Source organism: Glaciecola sp. MF2-115 (assembly GCF_047250385.1).
Lineage (GTDB): Bacteria > Pseudomonadota > Gammaproteobacteria > Enterobacterales > Alteromonadaceae > Glaciecola.
The window spans coordinates 153,075-174,444 of the sequence record NZ_JBLBVM010000054.1; the positions used below are offsets into that span (position 1 = coordinate 153,075).

A 21,370-nucleotide genomic window follows, 5' to 3' on the forward strand; every position below is an offset into this window, starting at 1 on the left:
AGCTTAATTTAGCCAGTATATCAATTCATACCTAATGTTCTTAATTCATTAATATGACATATTTTGTCAGTGTTTTTCATGCCGTGTTTAAACACGCTTTATGCTATATTGCGCCCAGAAAGCTTTAATGAGTATAGATTAGTGAAATTTGATGTAGTTGTAATTGGAGCAGGTGCTGCAGGCCTGCATTGTGCGGCAATAGCGGCAGCTAGAGGCAAAACAGTTTTATTGTTAGATCATGCGAAACGCCCTGGTAAAAAGATCCTAATTTCCGGTGGAGGCCGCAGTAACTTTACTAATTACTTTATTGAACCAGAAAAGTACATTTGTGAGAATCCGCACTTCTGCAAGTCAGCCCTCAGTCAATACACACAATGGGACTTCATCGCCCTAGTTGAAAAATACAATATCGCCTACCACGAGAAAACCTTAGGCCAACTGTTTTGTGACGATTCAGCAAAAGAGATCGTCGCCATGTTGGTGAGTGAATGTGAAAAAAACAAAGTCAATTTCAGCTACCAGACCGAAGTTTTGAAGGTTGGAAAATTAGATGATGGGCAATTTACGATTACGACAAACAAAAGCGATTACATTTGCTCTAACCTAGTGATTGCATCCGGCGGTTTATCCATGCCGAAGTTAGGCGCGACACCTTTTGCTTACAAAGTTGCTGAGCAATTTGGTCTAAGGATCGTGCCCACTAAAGCTGGTTTAGTGCCATTTACATTGCCTCCCGAATTGAAAGATCCGCTAGCATTGATTTCCGGTGTATCGATGCCAGTTTCAATTTCATCAGACACGGCTTCATTTAAAGAAGATATGCTCATTACTCACCGAGGGCTTTCCGGGCCCGCAGTGCTACAAATTTCATCTTACTGGAATTCGAGCGAAAATATCAGCATCGACCTATTACCTGCAGGGGATTTTTCCGCTGAATTAGAAAAAGCAGTTCAAGAACACCCTAACTCACAATTGAAAACGTTTTTAGGCAACCTTTTCGCTAAACGCTTTGTAGACACTTATCTAAATCTCATCAATTTTGATAGCGTGCTACTAAAGCAACTTGATCATAAGCAGAAGAACTTCCTGACTGAAAGCATACACAATTGGAAAGTAAAGCCATCTGGAACAGAAGGTTACAGAACAGCTGAAGTTACATTAGGCGGTGTGAGCACTGAGCACCTATCATCCAAAACAATGGAAGTTAAAAGTTGCCCCGGACTATACTTTATTGGCGAAGCGATGGACGTCACTGGCTGGTTAGGAGGCTATAATTTTCAGTGGGCTTGGAGTTCTGCTTATGTGGCGGGGATTAATGTTAGATGATGGTTTATTAATTGGCACTTCATACCCGTCACCACCCCGCAGTCGGTGGTCTCCTTAGAGGCAGTTTTTTACCCGTCACCACCGCGCAGGCGGTGGTCTCCTTAGAGGCAGTTTATAGTCGTTCAACCTTAACAATCTATACTTAGATTGGTTTGGTTATGTACTCTTTGCATACGAATATGAGGCAGTTAACATTTTATGAACGCCGGTTTCTTTTCGATGCATCGAGTATCTTTACTCAAAACGAATACTCAGGGCTTGCTTTAAAACGCTGTCTATATTCTTTTCGAAGAGTAAGGAGTACATAACAAATTTCACTTTTAGGAGATTTGTAATGAACAACATTAAACGTAAATTTGCAGTGCATATAGGGCTAGATTGGGCAAACAAAAAGCACGATGTCTGCGTGCAAATAGGTGACAGCAAAACACGTAGTTTTGAAGTCATCCCTCATTTTCCTGAAGCGATTGATACATGGCTACATAAGTTACATGTTGAAACAAAGGGCGATATAGCAGTTGCCGTTGAGTTAACGAAAGGCCCTATCGTATACGCCTTACAAAAACACAGCTTCGTTACAGTATTTCCTATTCATGGACTGACACTGTCTCAGTATCGCAAAGCATTATATCCAAGCGGCGCTAAAGATGATCCAATGGACGCAGAATTAGCATTAGATATGATGCTGAATTATCCCGATAAAGTGAAACCGCTTAAACCGAGCAGTGGTGATTGTCGTGCGTTGGCTTTGCTAGTTGAACAGCGTCGCGCACTCGTCGACGACAGGCGCAGCAATGCAAACAAACTTATAAACGCGCTGAAGCAATACTATCCGCAGCCTCTAGAGTGGTTCTCTCATAGAGACAGTGAGCTATTCTGCGACTTTTTAATCAAATGGCCTACACTAGAATCAGTCAAACGTGCAAGAAATATAACGATTGAAAAGTTTTTTATGGCGCGCGGCGGTAACTCGCTTTCCAACATTACTAAACGGGTCGAAGGGATTAGCTCCGCTGTACCATTAACAGAAGACAATAGCGTTATTCTACCCCACAAGATGCTAACGATAGCGCTATGCAAACAGATATTGACACTTATCCAAAATATCCGAGTGTACGACAAGCAGATAGCTTTATTGTTTAAGAGCCTTCCCGATGCTGAGTTGTTTGAATCTTTGCCAGGTACAGGGCCATGTTTAGCGCCCAGACTTTTAGCCGCTTTAGGTGAGGATAGAACTCGGTTTAATAGTGCTCAGGAAATTCAAAACTATGCTGGCTTATCTCCTGTAACAGAGCGAAGTGGTCAAAAAAGCTGGGTGCATTGGCGATGGCAATGTTCAAAGTTTATCAGGCAAAGTTTTATTGAGTGGGCTGCTAAAAGTGTAGCCTTGTCATATTGGGCAGGTCTTTATTATGCACAGCAAAAGGCGAAAGGAAACACACATCAATCAGCAGTAAGGTCGTTAGCTTACAAGTGGGTTCGGATTCTATATAGGTGTTGGAAGACCAAAACGCCTTATGATGAGTCTAAATATTTAAAGGTACTGAGAGAACGAAATTCTCCGCTTTTAGTAGCATAAATTACTTGTTGAACGACTCAGGGCATGATCCGGACAGTCACCTTTTGGGGTTTTGCGATGTTACGCTTATTTTCAATCAGCGGTAAGATGCTGCAACAGCAGAGATTAAATAAATTTAACACACGTCACCTGATCTTTTCTCCAAGAACTAACCTATAATTTTATCAAGGTAAGAGCAGAACTATTTTTTGCTCATTTAAACAATAGAGATATTAAAATGAAAAACAAGTCAGTCTTGTTATTGGTTTTAGCTATATTTACCATCCTATCTAACAATGCGATGGCGCAATCAGACGATATCGGCTTCACCTACATCGAGGGAGGAATTATCGGTGGCTTTGTCAACGACATAGAGACATCAGGAGCGGTCATGGGAAGTGACCCTCTAGACGTAGAGAGTGATGCCGATGGTGGTGGGTTTATTGTCGGTGCATGGCAGTTTAGCAATCAAATGCACCTGTTTGGTGAGTATGCTTCTCTCGGCCAAGAACTGGAAATCCGCACCGACATCAACACTGCTACAGGCGAGTATGATGTGGTGCGTTGGCGCTTTGGGGTTGGTTATCAACACAATGTCTCGGAAACATTGGCTTACTATGGCCGCCTGAGTCTTGACCAGCTAGAGTTAAAGGATGCAAGCGTTGAAGGTTTCAATCTTGATATCGACGCCGACGATAGCGGCATCGGGTCAGAGGTTGGTGTTATCTGGGCAGCAACTCCGACATTTCATCTTCAGGGTCATGCGCGGTATACCGCAGTTGGGGATGTCGCCTCTGGTGGTTCTGACCCCTTCGAAACAGATATCTTGCTCGGCGTGAACGCACGTTGGAACTTCCGTCCCAACATGGCGCTGGTAACAGGCTACGAGTTAGGAAAAATCACAACGTTCAACGTAGGCGTGCGCTTTGCTTTCTAATTGTTAATCAAAATCGTACAGAAAATTGGGTGTCGCTATCAGCTTAGGTGTTATTGAACGTTAGGTAACGAGTAGTGATACCTTAATTATCAGTTTGCGAATGACTGCTTGTGGATGACACTTGCCAGTCGAATAATTGAAACTCAATGAAGAAGGTTTACCTCGTCATTCGACGCATCACTCTAATAACCTTTCACATCTTATTTCTTGCATAAAGCATTTTATTTGTTCTATTGTAATACTAAAAACGTATCAGATTGATAATTCGACATATTATCAATATTCGTTTTCACCCAATAAAACTCCAAGCGTGACAGCACTGCCTGAAGGATAGATTATGTTTTCATTTGAAACCGCAAAACAAACATTACAAGATACTGTAGTCAGCATATGGCAGGACTTTTTGTCCCACACGCCGTACATCGTTTCTGCACTTGTCATTCTTCTGTTTACAGGTTTAATCAGCTCAATAATTGGTAGAGTTGTTCATGGAGCACTTAAACGCAGTAAAATGAGAGGATCGCTAAAAGAACTCATTGAAAGAATGATCAATATTCTAGTGTGGATTCTCGGTGTTCTTTTAGCTGCTATGGTCGTATTCCCAGGTTTAACCCCGACGAAAGCGCTGGGCGGACTAGGTTTGGCATCGGTGGCAATTGGCTTTGCATTTAAAGAAATTTTTGAGAACTTTTTTGCAGGTGTACTCTTACTCTGGAAATACCCTTTTGAGAAAGGAGATTTCATAGAGTGTAATGGGCTGCTAGGCCGCGTTGAAAATATTTCTGTAAGAATGAGTGAATTACGGCAGCCCAATGGCGAACTCGTAGTTGTGCCAAATTCATTTTTATTTAAAAACCCAGTTAATGTGCTGACGCATGAAAAATACCGCAGGATACAAATCATGACCGGTGTTGCCTATTCTGAGGATGCAAAGGCCGCCCTTCCAATTATTAAAAAGGCTGTTGAGTCCTGTGACTTAGTGGTAAACGAAAAAGAGGTCGAAGTATTCCTAAATGGCTTCGGCGCAAGTTCAATAGACATCGAAGTAGCTTGGTGGTCTGATCCGACGCCGTTAGGAGAACGCAAATCGAGAAGTGAAGTAGTAGGGGCAATCAAAGAAGCACTAGACTCTGAAGGTATTGAGATCCCATTCCCATACAGAACTTTAACGTTCAACGAGCCGGTTCCTGTGCGCAACATTGAAAGCGCAGAGAATTCTGATGGTTCTAAAGGATGATGCTAAATGTTTCTTGACCGTCACCACTGCTTAGGCAGTGGTCTCCTTAGAGGCATTTCTTACTCTTCACCACCGCGCAGGCGGACGGCCACAGACCGCCCCCACCGCCAGGTGATGGACAGTCTGATGGAGGCATCGATTTGTCTTCAGTAATGGATTATTTAGACGAACTAGCGAGTGAAGACGAAACAAGTAGCGCTAGCACATCTAGCATAGCCGCTATGTTAGCTGAAAAGTTTGGTTTATCAGAAGGCCAATCTTTGATTAACGTAACAGCATAACGGTTCTTAATAATTAGGGGGCAGTGTTAAATTGCAGGTCATTTATTGCAACTTAACACTGCTCCCTTTTTTATACTCTCAGCAAATATAAGCTCTTGAAGAGCTCTATTTACCTTTTCCATCATGCCGTTGCTTCTTCTTCACTGGATCGGCAAACTGAAATATCAAAAAACCAATCACAGAAAGAACGATGGCAATTTCATAGCGACTGTATGCGACTGACACTCCAATCGCTCCGGTATTCCAAATGCCTGCCGCTGTAGCCGTACCACTCACTCCGTCTTCACTTTTGAAAACAGCACCGCCACCGATGAATCCCATTCCGGTAATGATCCCATACATTACTCTAGCTTCGGCATCGGGTTCTGGGAAAACACTCATCCCCACCAGCATAAAAGCGCAAGATGCTATGCAGACCAAAGGAAAAGTCCGCAAACCTGCTCCGCTTTGCTTGGCCTCCCGGTTTAATGCAATAGGAAGCGCCAGAACGAAGGCGACACTCAAATGAATAAAGTGATGTATTATTAATGAAACATCGATATCGATATTTGGCATGAACACTCCAAGTTTCTTAAGCCGTTGATAAAACTCTAAAACATTCTAGTATTAAAAAGTAGTAGCATTAATCACACGGTCCATTTCGGTTTCGACTAATCAATCAGTTCAATAAAACCACAAACCGCCACAAAGGTGCAAGTGAGTTGAATATAAGGAAAAGTAATAGCTATCATCTTAGTACCTTGTATTTTGTACAAATGGGCAAAAAAATGACAATGGAACGATTGAGTTAAAACCCTCCACAAACGAGCTATAACACTATGGTACTACTTTTCTAGATTAAGAATTTTGGTAGAGTGTGCCAACGAAATTGATTAGGTAGCAGTAGTATGAATTTGTCACTAAGCGAACAGTTGTCAGGCAGTAAAGGTCTGAAGGGAAAAGTAGCGTTAATTACAGGGTCAACAAGTGGCATTGGTTTGGCTGCGGCACACATGTTGGCGGCGCAAGGGGCTAATTTGGTTATTCATGGCCTCGTAAGTAAGGATGAGGGGCTTGAATTAAAGGCCGAATTCGAACGCATTTATAAAATCGATGTTATGTTTAGCGATGCCAATATTGCTGAGACTGAACAAATCGATCAATTGATGAGTAATATCAAGATTGAATTCTCAAGGCTGGATATTGTCGTGAACAACGCGGGTATTCAATATACGGAGACGCTTGAAAACTTCCCTAGGGACAAGTGGAATGCGATTATTGCCATTAACTTGTCAGCGGCATTTCATATCATGCAACAAGCAATTCCTTTGATGAAACAACATAATTGGGGCCGAATTATTAATATTGCTTCCGTTCATGGCTTAGTTGGTTCTGCTAAAAAATCTGCCTATGTTGCCGCCAAACATGGCCTTGTTGGCTTGACGAAAGTAGCTGCGATTGAAGAAGCACCAAATGGTATTACCGTAAATGCTATTTGTCCCGGTTGGGTTGAGACACCTCTGATCAACAATCAAATTGAAGATTTCGCAAAACAACAAGGCACGGATATTGAGACTGCGAAACATAAACTTATCACGAATAAGCAAGCGCTACCGGTCATGGCAAAGCCCGAACAGATCGGCGATTTGATTTTATTTTTATGCTCAGATACTGCGCGTTCAATTACAGGTTCATCCCTACCAATTGATGGGGCGTGGACTGCTCTGTAGCTTAGCATTTTGTTTGGGTGGACTGTTTTCTTTTGAGTGCTCTTCTTTCAAAACGAGAAATCCACCACCAAGCAATCCCTGAGAACACCAAGGTCATAAATACGTTTACGAAGAAAGAGTCCAGAAAATCAACGTCGCTTGGGAAGGCAGCAGCGATGATTGTGGTTATACCAACAAGCATAAGAACCGATATCACACTCAAGCCAAAAGTGCGTGAACCCATGCGAAAATCTCTCGGTGTATCCTCATATTTCAAACGCAGCACTAAATAAGCCGCCATAATTGAGACTGGGGTTAACATTGCTGTTCCTGCGGTTAAATTTATCGCCGTATTCATCATCTGCTGAACCGTATCAGAACCAAAACCATTCACTACCAACATGAAAAAAACAAAGGCAAATTGCCACCATGCTGCTCGCACCGGTACACCATATTCATTTAATTCAGTCGTCTTTTCACCGTACACGCCTTCGGGGATCTCTGAGAAGTGTGCCTTAGCAGGTGCCGCTGTCCACATCATTAGAGAACCAAACATAGCGATAAACAACACGCTACCAACAAAACGACCAACTAAGGTTTCAGATATGCCGAAGTACTTCGCCATCCCTGTAAAAATTTCAACCATACCACCGGCAAAAGTTAGCGCTTCTCTTGGCACAAAGACGTTAACTAGCAACGAGCCTGTTGCATACATTACGCCAATTAAAATACCCGCTGCGATAATCACCTTTATAAACGTTTTTTGACCACCTTTAACATCTTTAACATAGGCTGCGACGCCTTCAGCCCCGCCCGTTGCATGAAATATCCAGCAGATAATGCCAATCGTTGCCCAGTTGATGGTCGGTGTCATGGCATCGGCGGTAATTGCTTGGGTAGGTTCATGGCCCGTACATAAAGCCAGAAGTGCGCCGATGACATAAATAGCAAATAGCATTAAGACACCAGAAGCAACAATTGCCGAAATCTTTCCTAACCAAGAAGCGCCCTTTGTCGAAATGTAAGTGGTAGTCGCAAAAAGTAAGATAGAGATAATTGAAGTGTGTACTGGAGAAAATTTGTATTCGTAACCCAATAGACCATATGAGGCAAAAGCAATTATGCTTGGTAGCAAGGACACAAACCAAAATAGGTTTGCGAACCAGTATATGAATGAGCCTAAGTATGCGAACTTCGTGCCCAGAGGTTTTTTGAGCCAGTCATATAAACCTGATTCCGACTTCTCATTTGCTGAAACAAACTCAGATATGATCAATGAATAAGGAATGAAGTAGAGTAGTGTCGCGACTAAAAAAATTGGCGCTGAGCTAAGTCCCAATTCGATGTTGTTGTTGATAATATTGCGAACGTTAAATATAGCGACAATCGCCATAGAAAGAAGCGCAAAGCTACCAATTTTACTGCGTATCAAAGCAGACATAAAATTCTCACAAGTGGAGTACCTGTGGGTTTGAAGTAGCCACCGCTTCGGAACTGCACATTTTCACTAGTTTATCCTGGTTAACCTTAAACGATACTAGTTATAAAAAATAAGCCCTGAAATTACAGGGCTTTTTTGTCTTTAGTATTCATCCTCTAAAATCTTGGCGATCTTACTAAAAGCTATACCTTCAAATTCTGAAAGATATTTAACTGTTGCGTTTTAGAGTTGCTTTAAAATAGTTTCCGCATCGCTAACTTCAAAACGACCTGGATCTTCTACATTCAGCGCGCTCACAACGCCATCATCAACAATCATGCTATAGCGAATCGAACGAATTCCACCGAAAGAGTCGGTATCCATGTTCAAGCCAATTTGCTCAGCGAAACTGCCATTACCGTCTGCTAGCATAATAATCTCGTCTGCGTTTTGTGATTTCCCCCATGCATCCATAACGAAGGCATCGTTCACCGACACACAAATAATTGAGTCAACACCTTTGGCTTTAATCTTATCTGCTAGCGCAATATAGCCCGGCAAATGAGCCGCTGAACACGTAGGGGTGAATGCACCGGGAACAGCAAACAAGACCACCTTTTTCTCGCTAAATAAGGTGCCTGTGTGTGGGTTTCTAATTTCGCCATCTTCTAATATGCTAAATACTGCTTCTGGCAATGTGCCGCCTACTTCAATCATGGTCACTCCATTTAATTATGTTATTTGTTCCAGAGTATCAGTGTTGTATATACACATCAAATCTGTGCTTTTTGGATTCTATTGCAGTGTTTGGTTTACGCCCAGAAGCCAATTCAATCGGCTCTGCGTAGCTTGGCCTTTTTACTACAACTCGATTACCCGCGTATTGCAGTGCAGCTTCTAGAAGGCGCTCGCTGTCCATGTCTTCACCCAACAACTGCTGAAACGCCCGCATTTCTTTTTTTACTAAAGCGGATTTCTTCTTGTGTGGAAACATTGGATCTAAATAGATCACGTCGGCTAAAGCTTCATTATTATTTGCACCGCGCTCTAAAATATAATCTGTCGCATCACCTTTTACCAATGAAAGTCTCTCGGATAATTCAGGAAGTTCTTCAATTCGTTTTAAGGCATCCTCTAAAAGCGCAGCTATTACCGGGCTGCGCTCCAACATCGTAACAGACGCACCTACACTGGCCATTACAAAACTATCGCTGCCCATCCCAGCTGTGCAGTCGATTACTGATAGTGCCTCTTTGCCTTTAATACCAATCGCTTTTGCAAGGGCTTCATTTCGTCCACCACCGTGTTGCTTGCGATAATTCAACGCGGCTGAATTGAAATCCACCATGATATCGCCCCATGTCGGCTCATTGCTCAAACGCAAAACCAAACCTTCACTGGTGTAAACAAGTTGCCATTCGCTTTCTATCGCAGGCTTACCTTCCGCATAGCTGTCCGCTTTGTTGTTCTTGCGAGTGTTTTTTAGTTTTGCTTTGGATAAGTGAGCATTTGGATTTTTCTGGTGATGCTGAATGCCACGCTTAACAATAGGAAAACCAGTTTTTGCCGAGAGAACGTTTGCATCTTCGCTTGGCGACAGGCGTTCATTGTCTTCAATAAGAATTACTATTCTCAATTCACGTTGAGCAGATCTTGAGTCCTCTTGCGATTCATCGGTGCTACGCATTCCCATACTCCTCTTTGTAAGCAAGCCATCTATTGATGAGAGCTTGAGAGTTACTAGGATATTCACGCCACACGTATTCAGCCATATTTTTGATTTCTGGCACCAGCGCAGCGTCACGTATTAAGTCGGCTATTTTTAGATCGGCGATGCCAGTTTGTTTAGTTCCCAGCATTTCACCAGGGCCTCTAATTTCCAAATCTTTTTCTGCGATATAGAAGCCATCACTCGATTCGCGAAGCACCCCTAAACGTTTGCTGGCGGTTTTTGAAAGTGGACCTGAATACATTAGAACACAATGGCTTTCCACAGAGCCTCGCCCGACCCTACCTCGCAATTGATGCAACTGAGCTAAACCTAAACGTTCTGGGTTTTCGATGATCATAAGGCTAGCATTTGGCACGTCGACACCTACTTCTATTACCGTGGTGGCCACCAACAAATCGAGCTTCCCTTCTTTAAAATCATCCATGACTTGCTGCTTTTCTGCAGCTTTCAGGCGACCGTGGACTAATCCAACTTTCAATTCTGTCAGAACCGTGCGCAATGCAATTGCCGCATCTTCTGCCGCTTGGCACTGCAAAACTTCCGATTCATCAATTAAGGTACACACCCAATAGGTTTGCCGTTTCTGCTCTACCGCCGCCTTGCGCACTCGCTCAATTACGTCACCACGTCGAGTATCCGGCAATACGACGGTTGTGACAGGCGTTCTTCCCGGTGGTAACTCGTCGATGATAGAAGTATCAAGATCGGCATAAGCGGTCATTGCCAAAGTACGTGGAATTGGCGTTGCGGTCATAATAAGTTGATGCGGTTGTTTGCCTAGCTTTTCGCCCTTTTTACGCAAGGCTAAGCGCTGATGAACGCCAAATCGGTGTTGCTCATCTACAATCACTAAAGCTAGGTGCTTGTATTCTACTTGCTCTTGGAATATTGCATGCGTACCAACTAACATTTGAATCTCACCTAATGCTAATTGCTCCAGCGTCTCGTTTCTCGCCTTGCCCTTTAATTTGCCCGCCAACCATCCGACTTTAATGCCCATGGGTGTTAGCCAATCATGAAAGTTTCGCGCATGCTGTTCTGCTAGCAACTCCGTCGGAGCCATTAAAGCGACTTGATAACCAGCACTTATCGCTGACAATGAACTCAGCGCCGCCACTAAGGTTTTACCGGAACCTACATCACCTTGTACCAATCGCATCATAGGTTGTGAACGTTGCATATCTTGTTCAATTTCGGCTACGACCCGTGCTTGTGCGCCCGTCGGTTGAAAAGGAAGCGTTGCCAAGAATTTTTGTTTCAGAGCTTCGTCGATACGCACCGCAATACCTGGCTCAATATTTGACTGTGAACGGACTTTCAACATACTCAAATGATGCGCCAGCAATTCTTCAATCACCAAACGCTTTTGTGCAGGATGTCTCCCTTCTTCTAGTTCCTCGATAACTATATCTGGCGATGGTCGGTGTACAAGATGCAATGCGTCCGTCAGTGATATTTGCTGCTCGTACAAGCCATTGGGTAAAAGTTCGAGCAATGCACCTTTATCGAGCTGTTTCAGAGCTTGTTCAGTCAAATTACGTAAAGTGAGTTGTTTAACGCCTTCAGTCGTTGGATATACCGGCGTGAGCGACTCTTCCAAACTCGTATTTTCAGGATCATCCACAATTTTATATTCGGGGTGCATCATTTCTAAATTGGACTTACCTGTGCGCACTTCACCAAATGCACGGATGATGTTGCCAATTGCGAGTGATTTTGTTTGCGCAGCGGAAAAATGGAAGAAACGCAAAGTGATAGTTGCAGTGCCATCACTGACTTTTACCAAGAGCATACGACGTTTGCCATATTGGATATCGGCCGCCATAATTTCACCTTGTATCGACACGTGCAAAAATGCGTGCAAATCGGCAATTGGATATATCCGAGTGCGATCTTCATATCTAGCAGGTAAGTGAAAAATCACGTCTTGTAAGGTAACAAGCCCGAGTTTTTTGAGTTTTTCTGCAACCTTAGCCCCGACACCTTTTAGCGTGGTAACCGGCGTATCGGCCAGTGACTTCATATCATATTATTCTTTTTAGTTTTGAGCTTGAGCGTATAGCTAAACTTTACCAGACCTTTGCAATTAAGCCACCTGTTCTATGATTCAGGTTGAGAAAAAATAAGCTGACTAGTACTATCGTGCCAGTATTTTTATTATTTAAAGGCTATATCATGAATCTTGGAACTAGGCGCGAGTTAAACACGGGCGTTGCTCTAAAACTTATTTCAGTAATTGGCTTAATTCTTTTCGCAATATTTTCAGCACAAGCTGAAGGTGAAAAAAAACTAAGTCATACTGAAATCGCTCAAAACTTCGCTCAAGCACTAAATAATCAAGAAGTTGATGCAATCGCTAATTTCGTCGATTTTCATGAATTTGGGAAACTGGTTGCGTCTAAGCTATCGACAAGTGACTCAATTCGACATGCAATTATAGAGCAATACCAAACAACGAACTTTGCGCGTGCTTATACTAGTTCTACGTTTATCTTGCCCGAAGGTGAAGTAGGAAGCTTTGGCTATAAAAATATCGTTTCAACAACTGAATTCGGTGATATGCCAATGGTTCGTATTGATTATGAAACTGGCGGGCATGAGTTCATGCTTTTGTTTATTAATGAAAAGAACCTTATAGAAGACTTTTTTTTCGCCTCCAAAGGCAACCGTGTTAGCGCAGCTGTTGCCGGAGCAACACAACTAATATTGCCAGCACAAAATGGATTTATTTCACGACTGCTTGGCACATCGGACAACAGCAAAGAGGTGCTAACCAAGTTTCAAAAAATGCTGGCACTGCGTCAACAAGGTCGATTTAACGAAGTATACGAAATCTTGCAAAGCCTTCCTGACGAAATACAATCAAAACGTGAGCTCATCGATTTCAAGATTCTGATTAGTCAGAGCGTGAGTGATGAGGCCTACACTGAAGCATTAGGTCAACTAGATAAATATTTCGGTGAAAACGAAAGTACTTCGTTCATGCTGGTCGATCTGCATGTGACGAATGAAAACTACGAAGCGGCAATTCGAAGTGTCGAAAAGGCCATGCAGTTTTGGGGCAACGATTCCGCTCTTGTTCATTTGAAGGCAAATATTGCTTTCATGATGGGCGACAGTAAAAAAGCGATTGAATTGTCGAAAGAGGCCGTCAGCATTGAACCAAGTTATGAAGAACCCTACTGGACCTTGGTGACGCTGCAAGAACATGAAAAAGACTTTGAGGGGATAAATAAGACGCTTGCGCTAATGCAACAACAGTTTGACGAAACGTTTACTCCAAGCCGTGTAAGTGAGTTCTTTGTGCTTCCTGCATATGAAGCCTCAAGTGCGTATAAAGCAGCATTAGAGCGTAATAGTTTCTTACCTTAAACGCTGAGTTTTTTATGGGCAATTTTGTATTTGCTATGGACGATGAGCTATGAGCTATGAGCTATGAGCTATGAGCTATGAGCTATGAGCTATGAGCTATGAGCTATGAGCTATGAGCTATGAGCTATGAGCTATGAGCTATTTTCTTAAGAATAAATTGCTTTGTTTAAAATGCAAAAACTAAAGCCCGTAGCTATGATCCAATAAAAAAGGCAAACGATATCGTTTGCCTTTTTAGTATTAATTATTTGTACAACAATGACTTAAGCTTTAGCTTTCACCAACTTCGCCGCACTCAATATGAGTTCAGCAGAAGGGCGCACTGAATAATCTGGATTGACGTAATTAAACTGTACTTTACCTGACTCATCCAAGATAAAAACAGCAGGAGCTGGCAAGACAGCTTGCTCTGTTGTATCTGCAGTTAAATCAACATCCATGCGATCTTTGTATAGCTTACGCGTTGCGCTAGGCACATAGTAACCCACACCGAAACCACGAATTGCGGCTAAGCTGTCATCTGAAATTAGTGTTACAGCAAATTCAGTTTCAAGCTTTTGTGATTGTAACTTTTTTGGGGACTCAGGTGAGATAGCAAGTATTTGATAGCCTTCATCCACTAAGTCTTTTTCAATGGACTTCAGCTCTGCCAACTGGCGGCTGCAATAAGGACACCATCCACCTCGGTAAAATATCACGACGGTTGGCTTTTGCATCAGCATAGCTTGCAAGCTTACCGGTGCACCATCTGCCGTTTTTAAGGTAACATTTGGTGCCATCGTACCGTTCAATATAGGTGTGACGTTTTCAGCTTTATCCGCAATTATCGTTCTATCGAGGGACATTGCTGAAGTTGAAACTACTGCAAGCATTGATAATGCCGCCATTACTAACCATTTTTTCATCTTGTTTCCTTTTTAACTGGTTTCTTGTTTTTACGTTTAATACGAATAAATTAGATCGTTACGCTAAAAGACCTGCTCAGCCATTAAATGATTTCAACGAAATGGAATTAATTAGAGATATTGAGGCTGATGTTGGGTTGGGCTTCCTGTCATGTTTACTTGCACCGTCACAAGTGCGGTAGGTGAAGGAGTTTCTTGACTTCGGGTAGTACTGTTCATTTTAGCCTTTTCCGGAGTCTGTTTATATTAGCATCGTAGTAGATTGAGGGAGATTACTGCCTTCGCAGTAATGACGGTAGGTATTTCAACCTTAAATGAACAATATTGAGCCTTCGCAGTAATGACGGAACGGGGCTTCAGTCATGTTCCAATGTTTCGTCAAACATAAAGGCTAGCTTGAAAATTGAAGGGCCTTCCACCAAGCCTCATCAGCTTGAATATAGCCGTTTTCATCAATTTTCGGAAAGGGTAAATTTCTGCGTTTGCACTCTTTAAACAACACAGGAAAACCACCTTCGAATAGAACGTTTTGGCACTCTTGCTCGCTTAAGGTTTGTGTCTCGTACATACCAGCAGCTTGGCGTTGACGCTGGGCTTCATACATCACAATTGCTGCGGCAACCGACACGTTCAAAGACTGCACCATGCCGACCATTGGCACAATGATAGAGCGATCTGCTAAAGCAATTGCTTCAGGTGTGGCACCCGTTTTTTCTTGTCCTAACAGGACTGCAGTTGGCTTGGTGTAATCGATTTCACGAAAGTCACACGCATTGTCATCCAAGTGCGTAACCAGCACTTGCATTCCTTGTTCTTTTAGCTCGCCAACCGCTTTTTGGATTGTATTGTGCGGCTTGGTTTTCACCCAAATTTGACTGCCCATAGCAGTGCCTTTGCGTAAATTCTCCGACTCATCCCATACGGCATGAATTTGATGCACACCAACGGCATCGCATGTGCGAATAACGGCAGAAACATTATGAGGCTTCGTTACTTCTTCCAAACAAACCGTTAAATCAGGCTGTCTCAACTTCAACAATTGGCGAATGCGATTATAACGTTCCATCGACATGCTTTGATTCATTACCAGGTCTCCAACTTTACTCAGGTAGCACCATCACGCCATCAATTTCAATTTGTGCACCTTTTGGTAATTGAGAAACACCAATTGCCGCGCGTGCTGGATAAGGCTGCGAAAAGTACTTCGCCATAATTTCGTTAACAGTGGCGAAATGGCCTAGGTCAATTAAGAATATGTTGATCTTCACTAAGTGGGAAGTATCGCCACCCGCCGCTGCACAAACTGCTTTTAAGTTTTCGAATACCTGAACTGCTTGCTCTGCGAAATCCTCAGATACCATCATCATAGTGCTAGGCACTAGTGGGATTTGACCCGATAAATAAACAGTTGAGCCTGATTTTACTGCCTGACTGTAGGTGCCGATAGCAGCAGGAGCATCGTCGGTCTGAATAATAGACTTAGTCATAAGTTTTCCTTTTTTCGAATGAGTTACTTTTGTTTATATTGGCTGTGCCGCGACACTTTTTGAAGCTCGGGCATACTGCGGATTTTGCGCATGATCTTTGCGAGGTGCAGACGGTTCTTGGTGGTCAGCTCAATGTCGATAACATAAATGCTGTTCTCACGCTCTTCCGTTTGTAAATTAATGATACTCGACTCGCTACTGGCAATGGTGCTAGTGAGCGCTGCTAAAGTACCTTGATGATTAAAAAGTTCCAATCTCAAAGCTGCCTTGAAGTCGCCTTGTGGTTCATCATCCCACTCCATTGGTAACACGCGTTGTGGCTCTTCTCTGCTCAGTTTACGAATATTTGTGCATCCAGTTTGGTGGATGACTATGCCGCGTCCAGGAGACAATACAGCAACAACTTCATCATCCGGAATTGGGTGACAACAACGAGAGAAGTGAACCAACAAGCCTTCCGTGCCACGAATGGCGACATGTGATTTTTTCTCTGGAATTTCAGCGTTTTCGCCGACTAAGCGTCGAGCAACAATGGCACTTAATTCATTGCCCATGCCGATATTGGAAAGCAAATCATCGAAGCTTTCGTATTTTGTTTCTTCTACAACGCGAGCAATTTCTTCTGGATTTATTTCATCCAACTTGATTGTACCTAGCGCATGTCGCAATAAGCGATTACCCATACTAATCGCATCTTCTGACTGTTGACGCTTAAGGAAATGACGAATATTGCTTCGAGCGCGCGCACTCACTACAAAATTCAACCAGTTAGCATTAGGTTTAGCTCGTGGGGAGGTAATTATTTCAACAACTTGGCCATTTTCTAATGGCTTACTCAAGGAATAGTTACGACGCTCGACTCGTGCGCCAACACAGGTATTCCCTACATCGGAATGCACTGCATAAGCAAAATCAACTGCGGTGGCTCCAGTCGGTAACTCAACAATAGTACCTTTAGGTGTAAACACGTAAATCTCGTCAGGGAACAAATCTGATTTCACGCTTTCAATAAATTCGGCGGAAGTACTTGAGCGTTGTTGTAACTCAATTAAGGACTGTATCCATTGATTCGCGCGAAGCTGAGCAGTGGTATTATTGTCAGAACTTTTCTTATACAGCCAATGCGCCGCGACGCCTTTGTCGGCCATATGATCCATTTCGGCGGTTCGAATTTGCACTTCAACAGGAATACCATGAGGGCCCTTTAATGAAGTGTGTAAAGACTGATAGCCATTTGTACGAGGAATGGCAATATAATCCTTGAAGCGATTTTCAATAGGCTTATACAAGCCATGCATTGCACCTAACACGCGGTAACAATTATCAACCGTGTCTACCACTACTCTAAATGCATATATATCCATGACTTCGGTAAACGAAAGCTCTTTGCTCTTCATCTTTCGATAAATGCTATACAAATGCTTTTCGCGGCCTAGTACAGTTCCTTTAATCTTATAAGAGTCTAAGCGTTGAACCAGTTCGTTTTGTGTATTCTCAATAATCTCTTTACGATTACCACGCGCTTGGGTTACCGCTGAGCGAAGGGCTCGATGACGCATAGGATACATGGCTTGAAAACCAAGATCCTCAAGTTCATTTTTAATATCGTGAATACCAAGTCGGTGCGCTAATGGTGAATAAATTTCGAGCGTTTCTAGTGCGATGCGTCTGCGTTTGTCTGGTCGTAAAGACCCTAGAGTACGCATGTTGTGCGTGCGATCTGCTAGTTTGATGAGAATGACACGGATATCTTGCACCATGGCCATTAACATTTTGCGGAAGTTTTCAGCTTGTGCTTCTTGCTTACTGCTGAATTGAAGCTTATCGAGCTTACTCACACCTTCAACGAGTTCCGCTACCGTTTCGCCAAAGGCTAGGCTTAAATCTTCTTTACTGTAATGGGTGTCTTCGATGACGTCGTGCAATAAAGCAGCCATGAGTGTCTCGTAGTCGAGATTCATATCGGCTAGGATGCCTGCAACGGCGACTGGGTGAGTAATATAAGGATCGCCACTGCTGCGAGTCTGACCATCGTGAGCATCGCGCGCGAGAACGTAAGCCGCTTGAATATATTCGACTTGTTCAGGTGGTAAGTATTCACTTACCTTTGTTTTTAAACCTTCAAAAAGATACACAGATGATAATTAAGAAAAAAATGAGTTAAGACCACTAGAATACGGTTATTTTCGCGCTTTGCAAACGCAAAAACGCCGATTTTCATCGGCGTTTTATAATTTTATTGCTTTTTCAGACTTAGAGCTAATTTAAACGCAATTTTTGTATCTGTTTTTAGCTACACAAATCGCAGGTTTAATGTCTAGTTTTCTGAAAGAATACTCGCTACTGAAGCAAACTCTGCTGCTTCTTGTTCGCGCTGGTCATGCAAATCAGATTGCTCAACTGTTTCAGCAGTAACTAAACCTAACTCAATCTCACGAAGAGCGACAACTGTTGGCTTATCATTACCCATGTCAACTAGAGGATCTTTGCCTTCTGTAGCAATTTGTCTAGCGCGACGAGCTGCAACTAATACTAAATCGAATCTGTTGCCAATTTGGTCTACAGCGTCTTCAACTGTTACACGTGCCATGTAGTGCTCCGATAAAATCAATAGGTATTTCAAAAAATGGTCGCGAAGTATACTGTAAAATATTCCTAAAGCATAGTGAATTCGTCTACTTCGAGGCTAATAATCTTGCAAAAAGTGAATCGTGTCTAATTTGTTGGTTATCTAAGCGAGTTCGCTGAGCGGTAATAATCGATTCGAATTCTTTATGGGCCGTTTCCAGGTGATCATTTACAATCACAAAATCAAACTCGTCGTAATGTGAAATTTCCGACTGGGCTTCAGCCATACGTTTGGCAATCACTTCGTCCGAATCTTGACCTCGCCCTGACAAGCGTGCTTGAAGCGCCTCAACTGACGGTGGCATGATGAAAATGCTGATCACATCTGGGTTTTGCTTTTTAACTTGCCGAGCGCCCTGCCAATCGATATCTAAAAATATATCAATACCTTGTTGAAGCTTGTCACTTATCGCCGCTTTTGAAGTGCCGTAATAGTTGCCGAACACTTCAGCGTATTCGTAAAAAGCATCTTGCTGAATCATGCTTTCAAATTCAGTATGATCAACAAAATGATATTCAACGCCATTTTGCTCACCCTTTCTTGGTGCACGCGTAGTATGAGAAACTGACAGCTGCATGCGATTCTCATCACTAGATTTGCGCAAAATCTCTTTGATCAAAGTTGACTTACCAGCGCCTGAAGGAGCGGCAACGATAAAAAGATTACCTAGAGGTTGTGTAGGTCTTTTGTCTGTTCTTTTATCGGTATTGTGTGGAGTGATATCGGGCATATTAAGGAATTTTTGCTAATTGATAGTGTTGCTATATTTAACAATGGTAGCATATGCAAATATAAAGTGCGCAAAATGGAAACCAAAACGATGAAAGATTCTGAATATCACGAACTTATAGACACCCTTTTTATTGCAATTGAAGAAGCATTGGATGAATGTGAAGTAGATATTGATTATGAAGGTGCGGGCGGAATTTTGAGCTTAACATTACCTGATCATTCCAAAATCATTCTGAACAAGCAAACGCCATTGCAGCAACTTTGGGTGGCAACTAAATTCAACGGGCATCATTTCAACTATACTGATGGTTTATGGATTGATGAACGCACAGACGCTGAGTTTTACGCGTTTATCGATGAAGCCATTAGTAGGCAAGCTGGGCAGCCCGTTAAGCTAAATCTGCAAGGATAAATCAACATGTCACAAGAATTACTGCCTGCGGTTGAAATCAAACCAAAAGGCGAACACAAAGCTACGATTATTTGGCTTCACGGTTTAGGCGATTCAGGAAATGGCTTCGCTCCAATTGCACCAGAATTGAAATTGCCCGATAACTTGGGGGTTAAGTTTCTTTTTCCGCACGCTCCTATTCGACCCGTCACGATTAATAACGGCATGGAAATGCGTGCCTGGTATGACATTAAGTCGATGGATATGGATTCTCGAGCAGATCTTGAAGGTGTTATTGATTCAGCGCAACGCGTTGAACAGTTAATTCGTGCTGAAATAGAATCAGGCATAGATGCAAGTAAGATAATGTTGGTAGGCTTTTCTCAAGGTGGCGTGATTGCTCTACATTTGGGCGCTCGATTTAAACAAACTCTTGCTGGAATCGTCGCATTGAGTACCTATATGTGTGCTCCGCAAAGCTTAAGTGCAGAGAAATCGGCTGAGAACCAAAACACGCCTGTATTCTTCGCACATGGTCAACAAGATGAAGTCGTTCCTCTATTTTTAGGTAACGCTGCATTTATGACAATGAAAGAAAATGGTTACCCGGTTGAGTGGAAAGAATACATGATGCAACACAATGTATGTATGCCAGAAATCGAAGATATCTCGAAGTTTATCCAAGATAAACTTGCTTAAAAAAGACAACAGATGAGTAATATGAGTAATACCCAAACTTCACAACGCGTTATTCGAATTGCCACTAGAAAAAGTGACTTAGCTATGTGGCAAGCAAAGTATGTACAAGCAAAACTGCTTGAACACCATCCTCATATTGCCGTGGAATTACTCCCGATGTCTACGCAAGGTGATCGAATACTGGACACTCCTTTGTCGAAAATTGGTGGCAAAGGATTGTTTATAAAAGAACTGGAAATCGCCATGCAAAACGGAGAAGCCGATATTGCCGTTCATTCAATGAAGGATGTGCCAGTCGCCTTTCCTGATAACTTTGGTTTGCATGCTATTTGTGAGCGTGAAAATCCGTTTGATGCCTTTGTCTCGAATAAATTTGAATCACTAGAAACTCTGCCCCACGGAGCAGTTGTCGGCACATCAAGTTTGCGCAGACAATGTCAGTTACGCGCATTTCGCAGCGATTTAATCATTAAAGACTTGCGGGGCAATGTGAATACTCGTTTAGCGAAACTAGATGACGGCCAGTATGACGCGATCATTTTGGCTTCAGCAGGCCTAATTCGCTTAGGTATGTCAGATCGAATCAAACAAGAAATAGATGCCGATCTTAGCTTACCCGCGGTTGGGCAAGGCGCTGTAGGCATTGAATGCCGTAATGATGATGCTGAACTCATTACGCTTTTGGCAGCACTGAACGATACACCGACGGCAACAAGAGTTAAGGCTGAAAGAGCCATGAATGCCCGTCTTGAAGGTGGTTGTCAGGTCCCTATTGGTAGTTACGCAGTACTCAATGGCGATCAATTGTTGTTGCGTGGATTAGTCGGTACTCCCGACGGTAAAACGATGCTGAAATCTCAAGTCGAAGGACCGCTGATTGATGCTGAAAAGATTGGCGAAGCTGTGGCAAATGAATTATTGGATAAAGGCGCTAAAGCAATTTTGGACTCACTCAGCGCCGACTAAAAAATAAAGA

21 protein-coding genes are annotated in these 21,370 nt (G+C 42.8%); 10 read left to right on the top strand and 11 right to left on the bottom strand.

Features of this window, described 5'->3' with window-relative positions; all coding sequences use genetic code 11:
- Positions 1–78 precede the first annotated feature (78 nt).
- From ACKLNX_RS12680 to ACKLNX_RS12700, 5 genes are all read left to right on the top strand, one after another.
- Positions 79–1,326, top strand: a complete 1,248-nt coding sequence (locus tag ACKLNX_RS12680) for an NAD(P)/FAD-dependent oxidoreductase (RefSeq protein ID WP_412972616.1) — start codon at positions 79–81, stop codon at positions 1,324–1,326.
- Positions 1,327–1,660: 334 nt separating this feature from the next.
- Complete coding sequence (locus ACKLNX_RS12685) at positions 1,661–2,905, top strand: IS110 family transposase (protein WP_412972617.1); 1,245 nt, start codon at positions 1,661–1,663, stop codon at positions 2,903–2,905.
- A gap of 217 nt (positions 2,906–3,122) precedes the next feature.
- Positions 3,123–3,821, top strand: a complete 699-nt coding sequence (locus ACKLNX_RS12690; protein WP_412972618.1) for a hypothetical protein — start codon at positions 3,123–3,125, stop codon at positions 3,819–3,821.
- Between the two features lie 337 nt (positions 3,822–4,158).
- Complete coding sequence (locus ACKLNX_RS12695) at positions 4,159–5,058, top strand: mechanosensitive ion channel family protein (protein ID WP_412972619.1); 900 nt, start codon at positions 4,159–4,161, stop codon at positions 5,056–5,058.
- Between the two features lie 140 nt (positions 5,059–5,198).
- Complete coding sequence (locus ACKLNX_RS12700) at positions 5,199–5,339, top strand: hypothetical protein (RefSeq protein ID WP_412972620.1); 141 nt, start codon at positions 5,199–5,201, stop codon at positions 5,337–5,339.
- 105 nt (positions 5,340–5,444) lie between these two features.
- Here the strand turns inward: ACKLNX_RS12700 and ACKLNX_RS12705 are convergent, their stop codons facing one another.
- The gene (locus ACKLNX_RS12705) at positions 5,445–5,894 is read right to left on the bottom strand and encodes an MgtC/SapB family protein (protein ID WP_412972621.1); all 450 of its coding nucleotides are present in this window, start codon (positions 5,892–5,894) and stop codon (positions 5,445–5,447) included.
- A 332-nt stretch (positions 5,895–6,226) separates the two neighbouring features.
- Here ACKLNX_RS12705 and ACKLNX_RS12710 point away from each other — a divergent pair, with 332 nt between their 5' ends.
- Positions 6,227–7,048, top strand: coding sequence for a 3-hydroxybutyrate dehydrogenase (locus tag ACKLNX_RS12710; RefSeq protein ID WP_412972622.1), 822 nt, complete (start codon positions 6,227–6,229; stop codon positions 7,046–7,048).
- A gap of 1 nt (position 7,049) precedes the next feature.
- On the opposite strand, the gene ACKLNX_RS12715 is transcribed toward ACKLNX_RS12710, so the two are convergent.
- The 4 genes from ACKLNX_RS12715 to recG all read right to left on the bottom strand — a co-directional run bounded on the left by ACKLNX_RS12715 (position 7,050) and on the right by recG (position 12,202).
- Positions 7,050–8,468, bottom strand: coding sequence for an amino acid permease (locus tag ACKLNX_RS12715; RefSeq protein ID WP_412972623.1), 1,419 nt, complete (start codon positions 8,466–8,468; stop codon positions 7,050–7,052).
- A gap of 222 nt (positions 8,469–8,690) precedes the next feature.
- Complete coding sequence (locus tag ACKLNX_RS12720; RefSeq protein ID WP_411692450.1) at positions 8,691–9,164, bottom strand: peroxiredoxin; 474 nt, start codon at positions 9,162–9,164, stop codon at positions 8,691–8,693.
- A gap of 37 nt (positions 9,165–9,201) precedes the next feature.
- Positions 9,202–10,134, bottom strand: coding sequence for a class I SAM-dependent methyltransferase (locus ACKLNX_RS12725; protein WP_412972624.1), 933 nt, complete (start codon positions 10,132–10,134; stop codon positions 9,202–9,204).
- Positions 10,127–12,202 carry an ATP-dependent DNA helicase RecG gene (gene recG, locus ACKLNX_RS12730; RefSeq protein WP_412972625.1) on the bottom strand — a complete coding sequence of 692 codons (2,076 nt, stop codon included), beginning with the start codon at positions 12,200–12,202 and terminating at the stop codon, positions 10,127–10,129. The genes ACKLNX_RS12725 and recG overlap by 8 nt, the downstream gene beginning before the upstream one ends.
- Positions 12,203–12,354: 152 nt before the next feature.
- Between recG and ACKLNX_RS12735 the strand changes: the two genes are divergently transcribed.
- Positions 12,355–13,551: a tetratricopeptide repeat protein gene (locus tag ACKLNX_RS12735; protein ID WP_412972626.1), complete on the top strand. Its 1,197-nt coding sequence runs from the start codon at positions 12,355–12,357 to the stop codon at positions 13,549–13,551.
- Positions 13,552–13,814: 263 nt separating this feature from the next.
- Here ACKLNX_RS12735 and ACKLNX_RS12740 read toward each other — a convergent pair whose 3' ends face one another.
- The 6 genes from ACKLNX_RS12740 to gmk all read right to left on the bottom strand — a co-directional run bounded on the left by ACKLNX_RS12740 (position 13,815) and on the right by gmk (position 19,302).
- Entirely contained in the window at positions 13,815–14,456 is a 642-nt protein-coding gene (locus ACKLNX_RS12740) for a peroxiredoxin-like family protein (protein ID WP_412972627.1), read from the bottom strand.
- A 391-nt stretch (positions 14,457–14,847) separates the two neighbouring features.
- Positions 14,848–15,528: a tRNA (guanosine(18)-2'-O)-methyltransferase TrmH gene (gene trmH / locus ACKLNX_RS12745; protein WP_411692887.1), complete on the bottom strand. Its 681-nt coding sequence runs from the start codon at positions 15,526–15,528 to the stop codon at positions 14,848–14,850.
- A gap of 28 nt (positions 15,529–15,556) precedes the next feature.
- A complete protein-coding gene (locus ACKLNX_RS12750) occupies positions 15,557–15,943 on the bottom strand; it encodes a RidA family protein (RefSeq protein WP_411692445.1) in 387 nt (128 codons plus the stop codon).
- A gap of 23 nt (positions 15,944–15,966) precedes the next feature.
- The gene (gene spoT, locus ACKLNX_RS12755; RefSeq protein WP_412972628.1) at positions 15,967–18,078 is read right to left on the bottom strand and encodes a bifunctional GTP diphosphokinase/guanosine-3',5'-bis pyrophosphate 3'-pyrophosphohydrolase; all 2,112 of its coding nucleotides are present in this window, start codon (positions 18,076–18,078) and stop codon (positions 15,967–15,969) included.
- Positions 18,079–18,260: 182 nt separating this feature from the next.
- On the bottom strand, positions 18,261–18,533 hold the full coding sequence (gene rpoZ / locus ACKLNX_RS12760; protein ID WP_411692443.1) for a DNA-directed RNA polymerase subunit omega: 273 nt from the start codon (positions 18,531–18,533) through the stop codon (positions 18,261–18,263).
- A gap of 85 nt (positions 18,534–18,618) precedes the next feature.
- Positions 18,619–19,302: a guanylate kinase gene (gene gmk / locus ACKLNX_RS12765; RefSeq protein ID WP_411692442.1), complete on the bottom strand. Its 684-nt coding sequence runs from the start codon at positions 19,300–19,302 to the stop codon at positions 18,619–18,621.
- Between the two features lie 90 nt (positions 19,303–19,392).
- On the opposite strand from gmk, the gene cyaY reads away from it, so the two are divergent.
- From cyaY to hemC, 3 genes are read left to right on the top strand one after another with little or no spacing between them, the layout of a single operon-like run.
- A complete protein-coding gene (cyaY, locus tag ACKLNX_RS12770) occupies positions 19,393–19,716 on the top strand; it encodes an iron donor protein CyaY (protein WP_411692886.1) in 324 nt (107 codons plus the stop codon).
- 6 nt (positions 19,717–19,722) lie between these two features.
- Entirely contained in the window at positions 19,723–20,394 is a 672-nt protein-coding gene (locus ACKLNX_RS12775; RefSeq protein WP_412972629.1) for an alpha/beta hydrolase, read from the top strand.
- A gap of 21 nt (positions 20,395–20,415) precedes the next feature.
- The gene (gene hemC, locus ACKLNX_RS12780; protein WP_412972630.1) at positions 20,416–21,360 is read left to right on the top strand and encodes a hydroxymethylbilane synthase; all 945 of its coding nucleotides are present in this window, start codon (positions 20,416–20,418) and stop codon (positions 21,358–21,360) included.
- Positions 21,361–21,370: the final 10 nt, after the last annotated feature.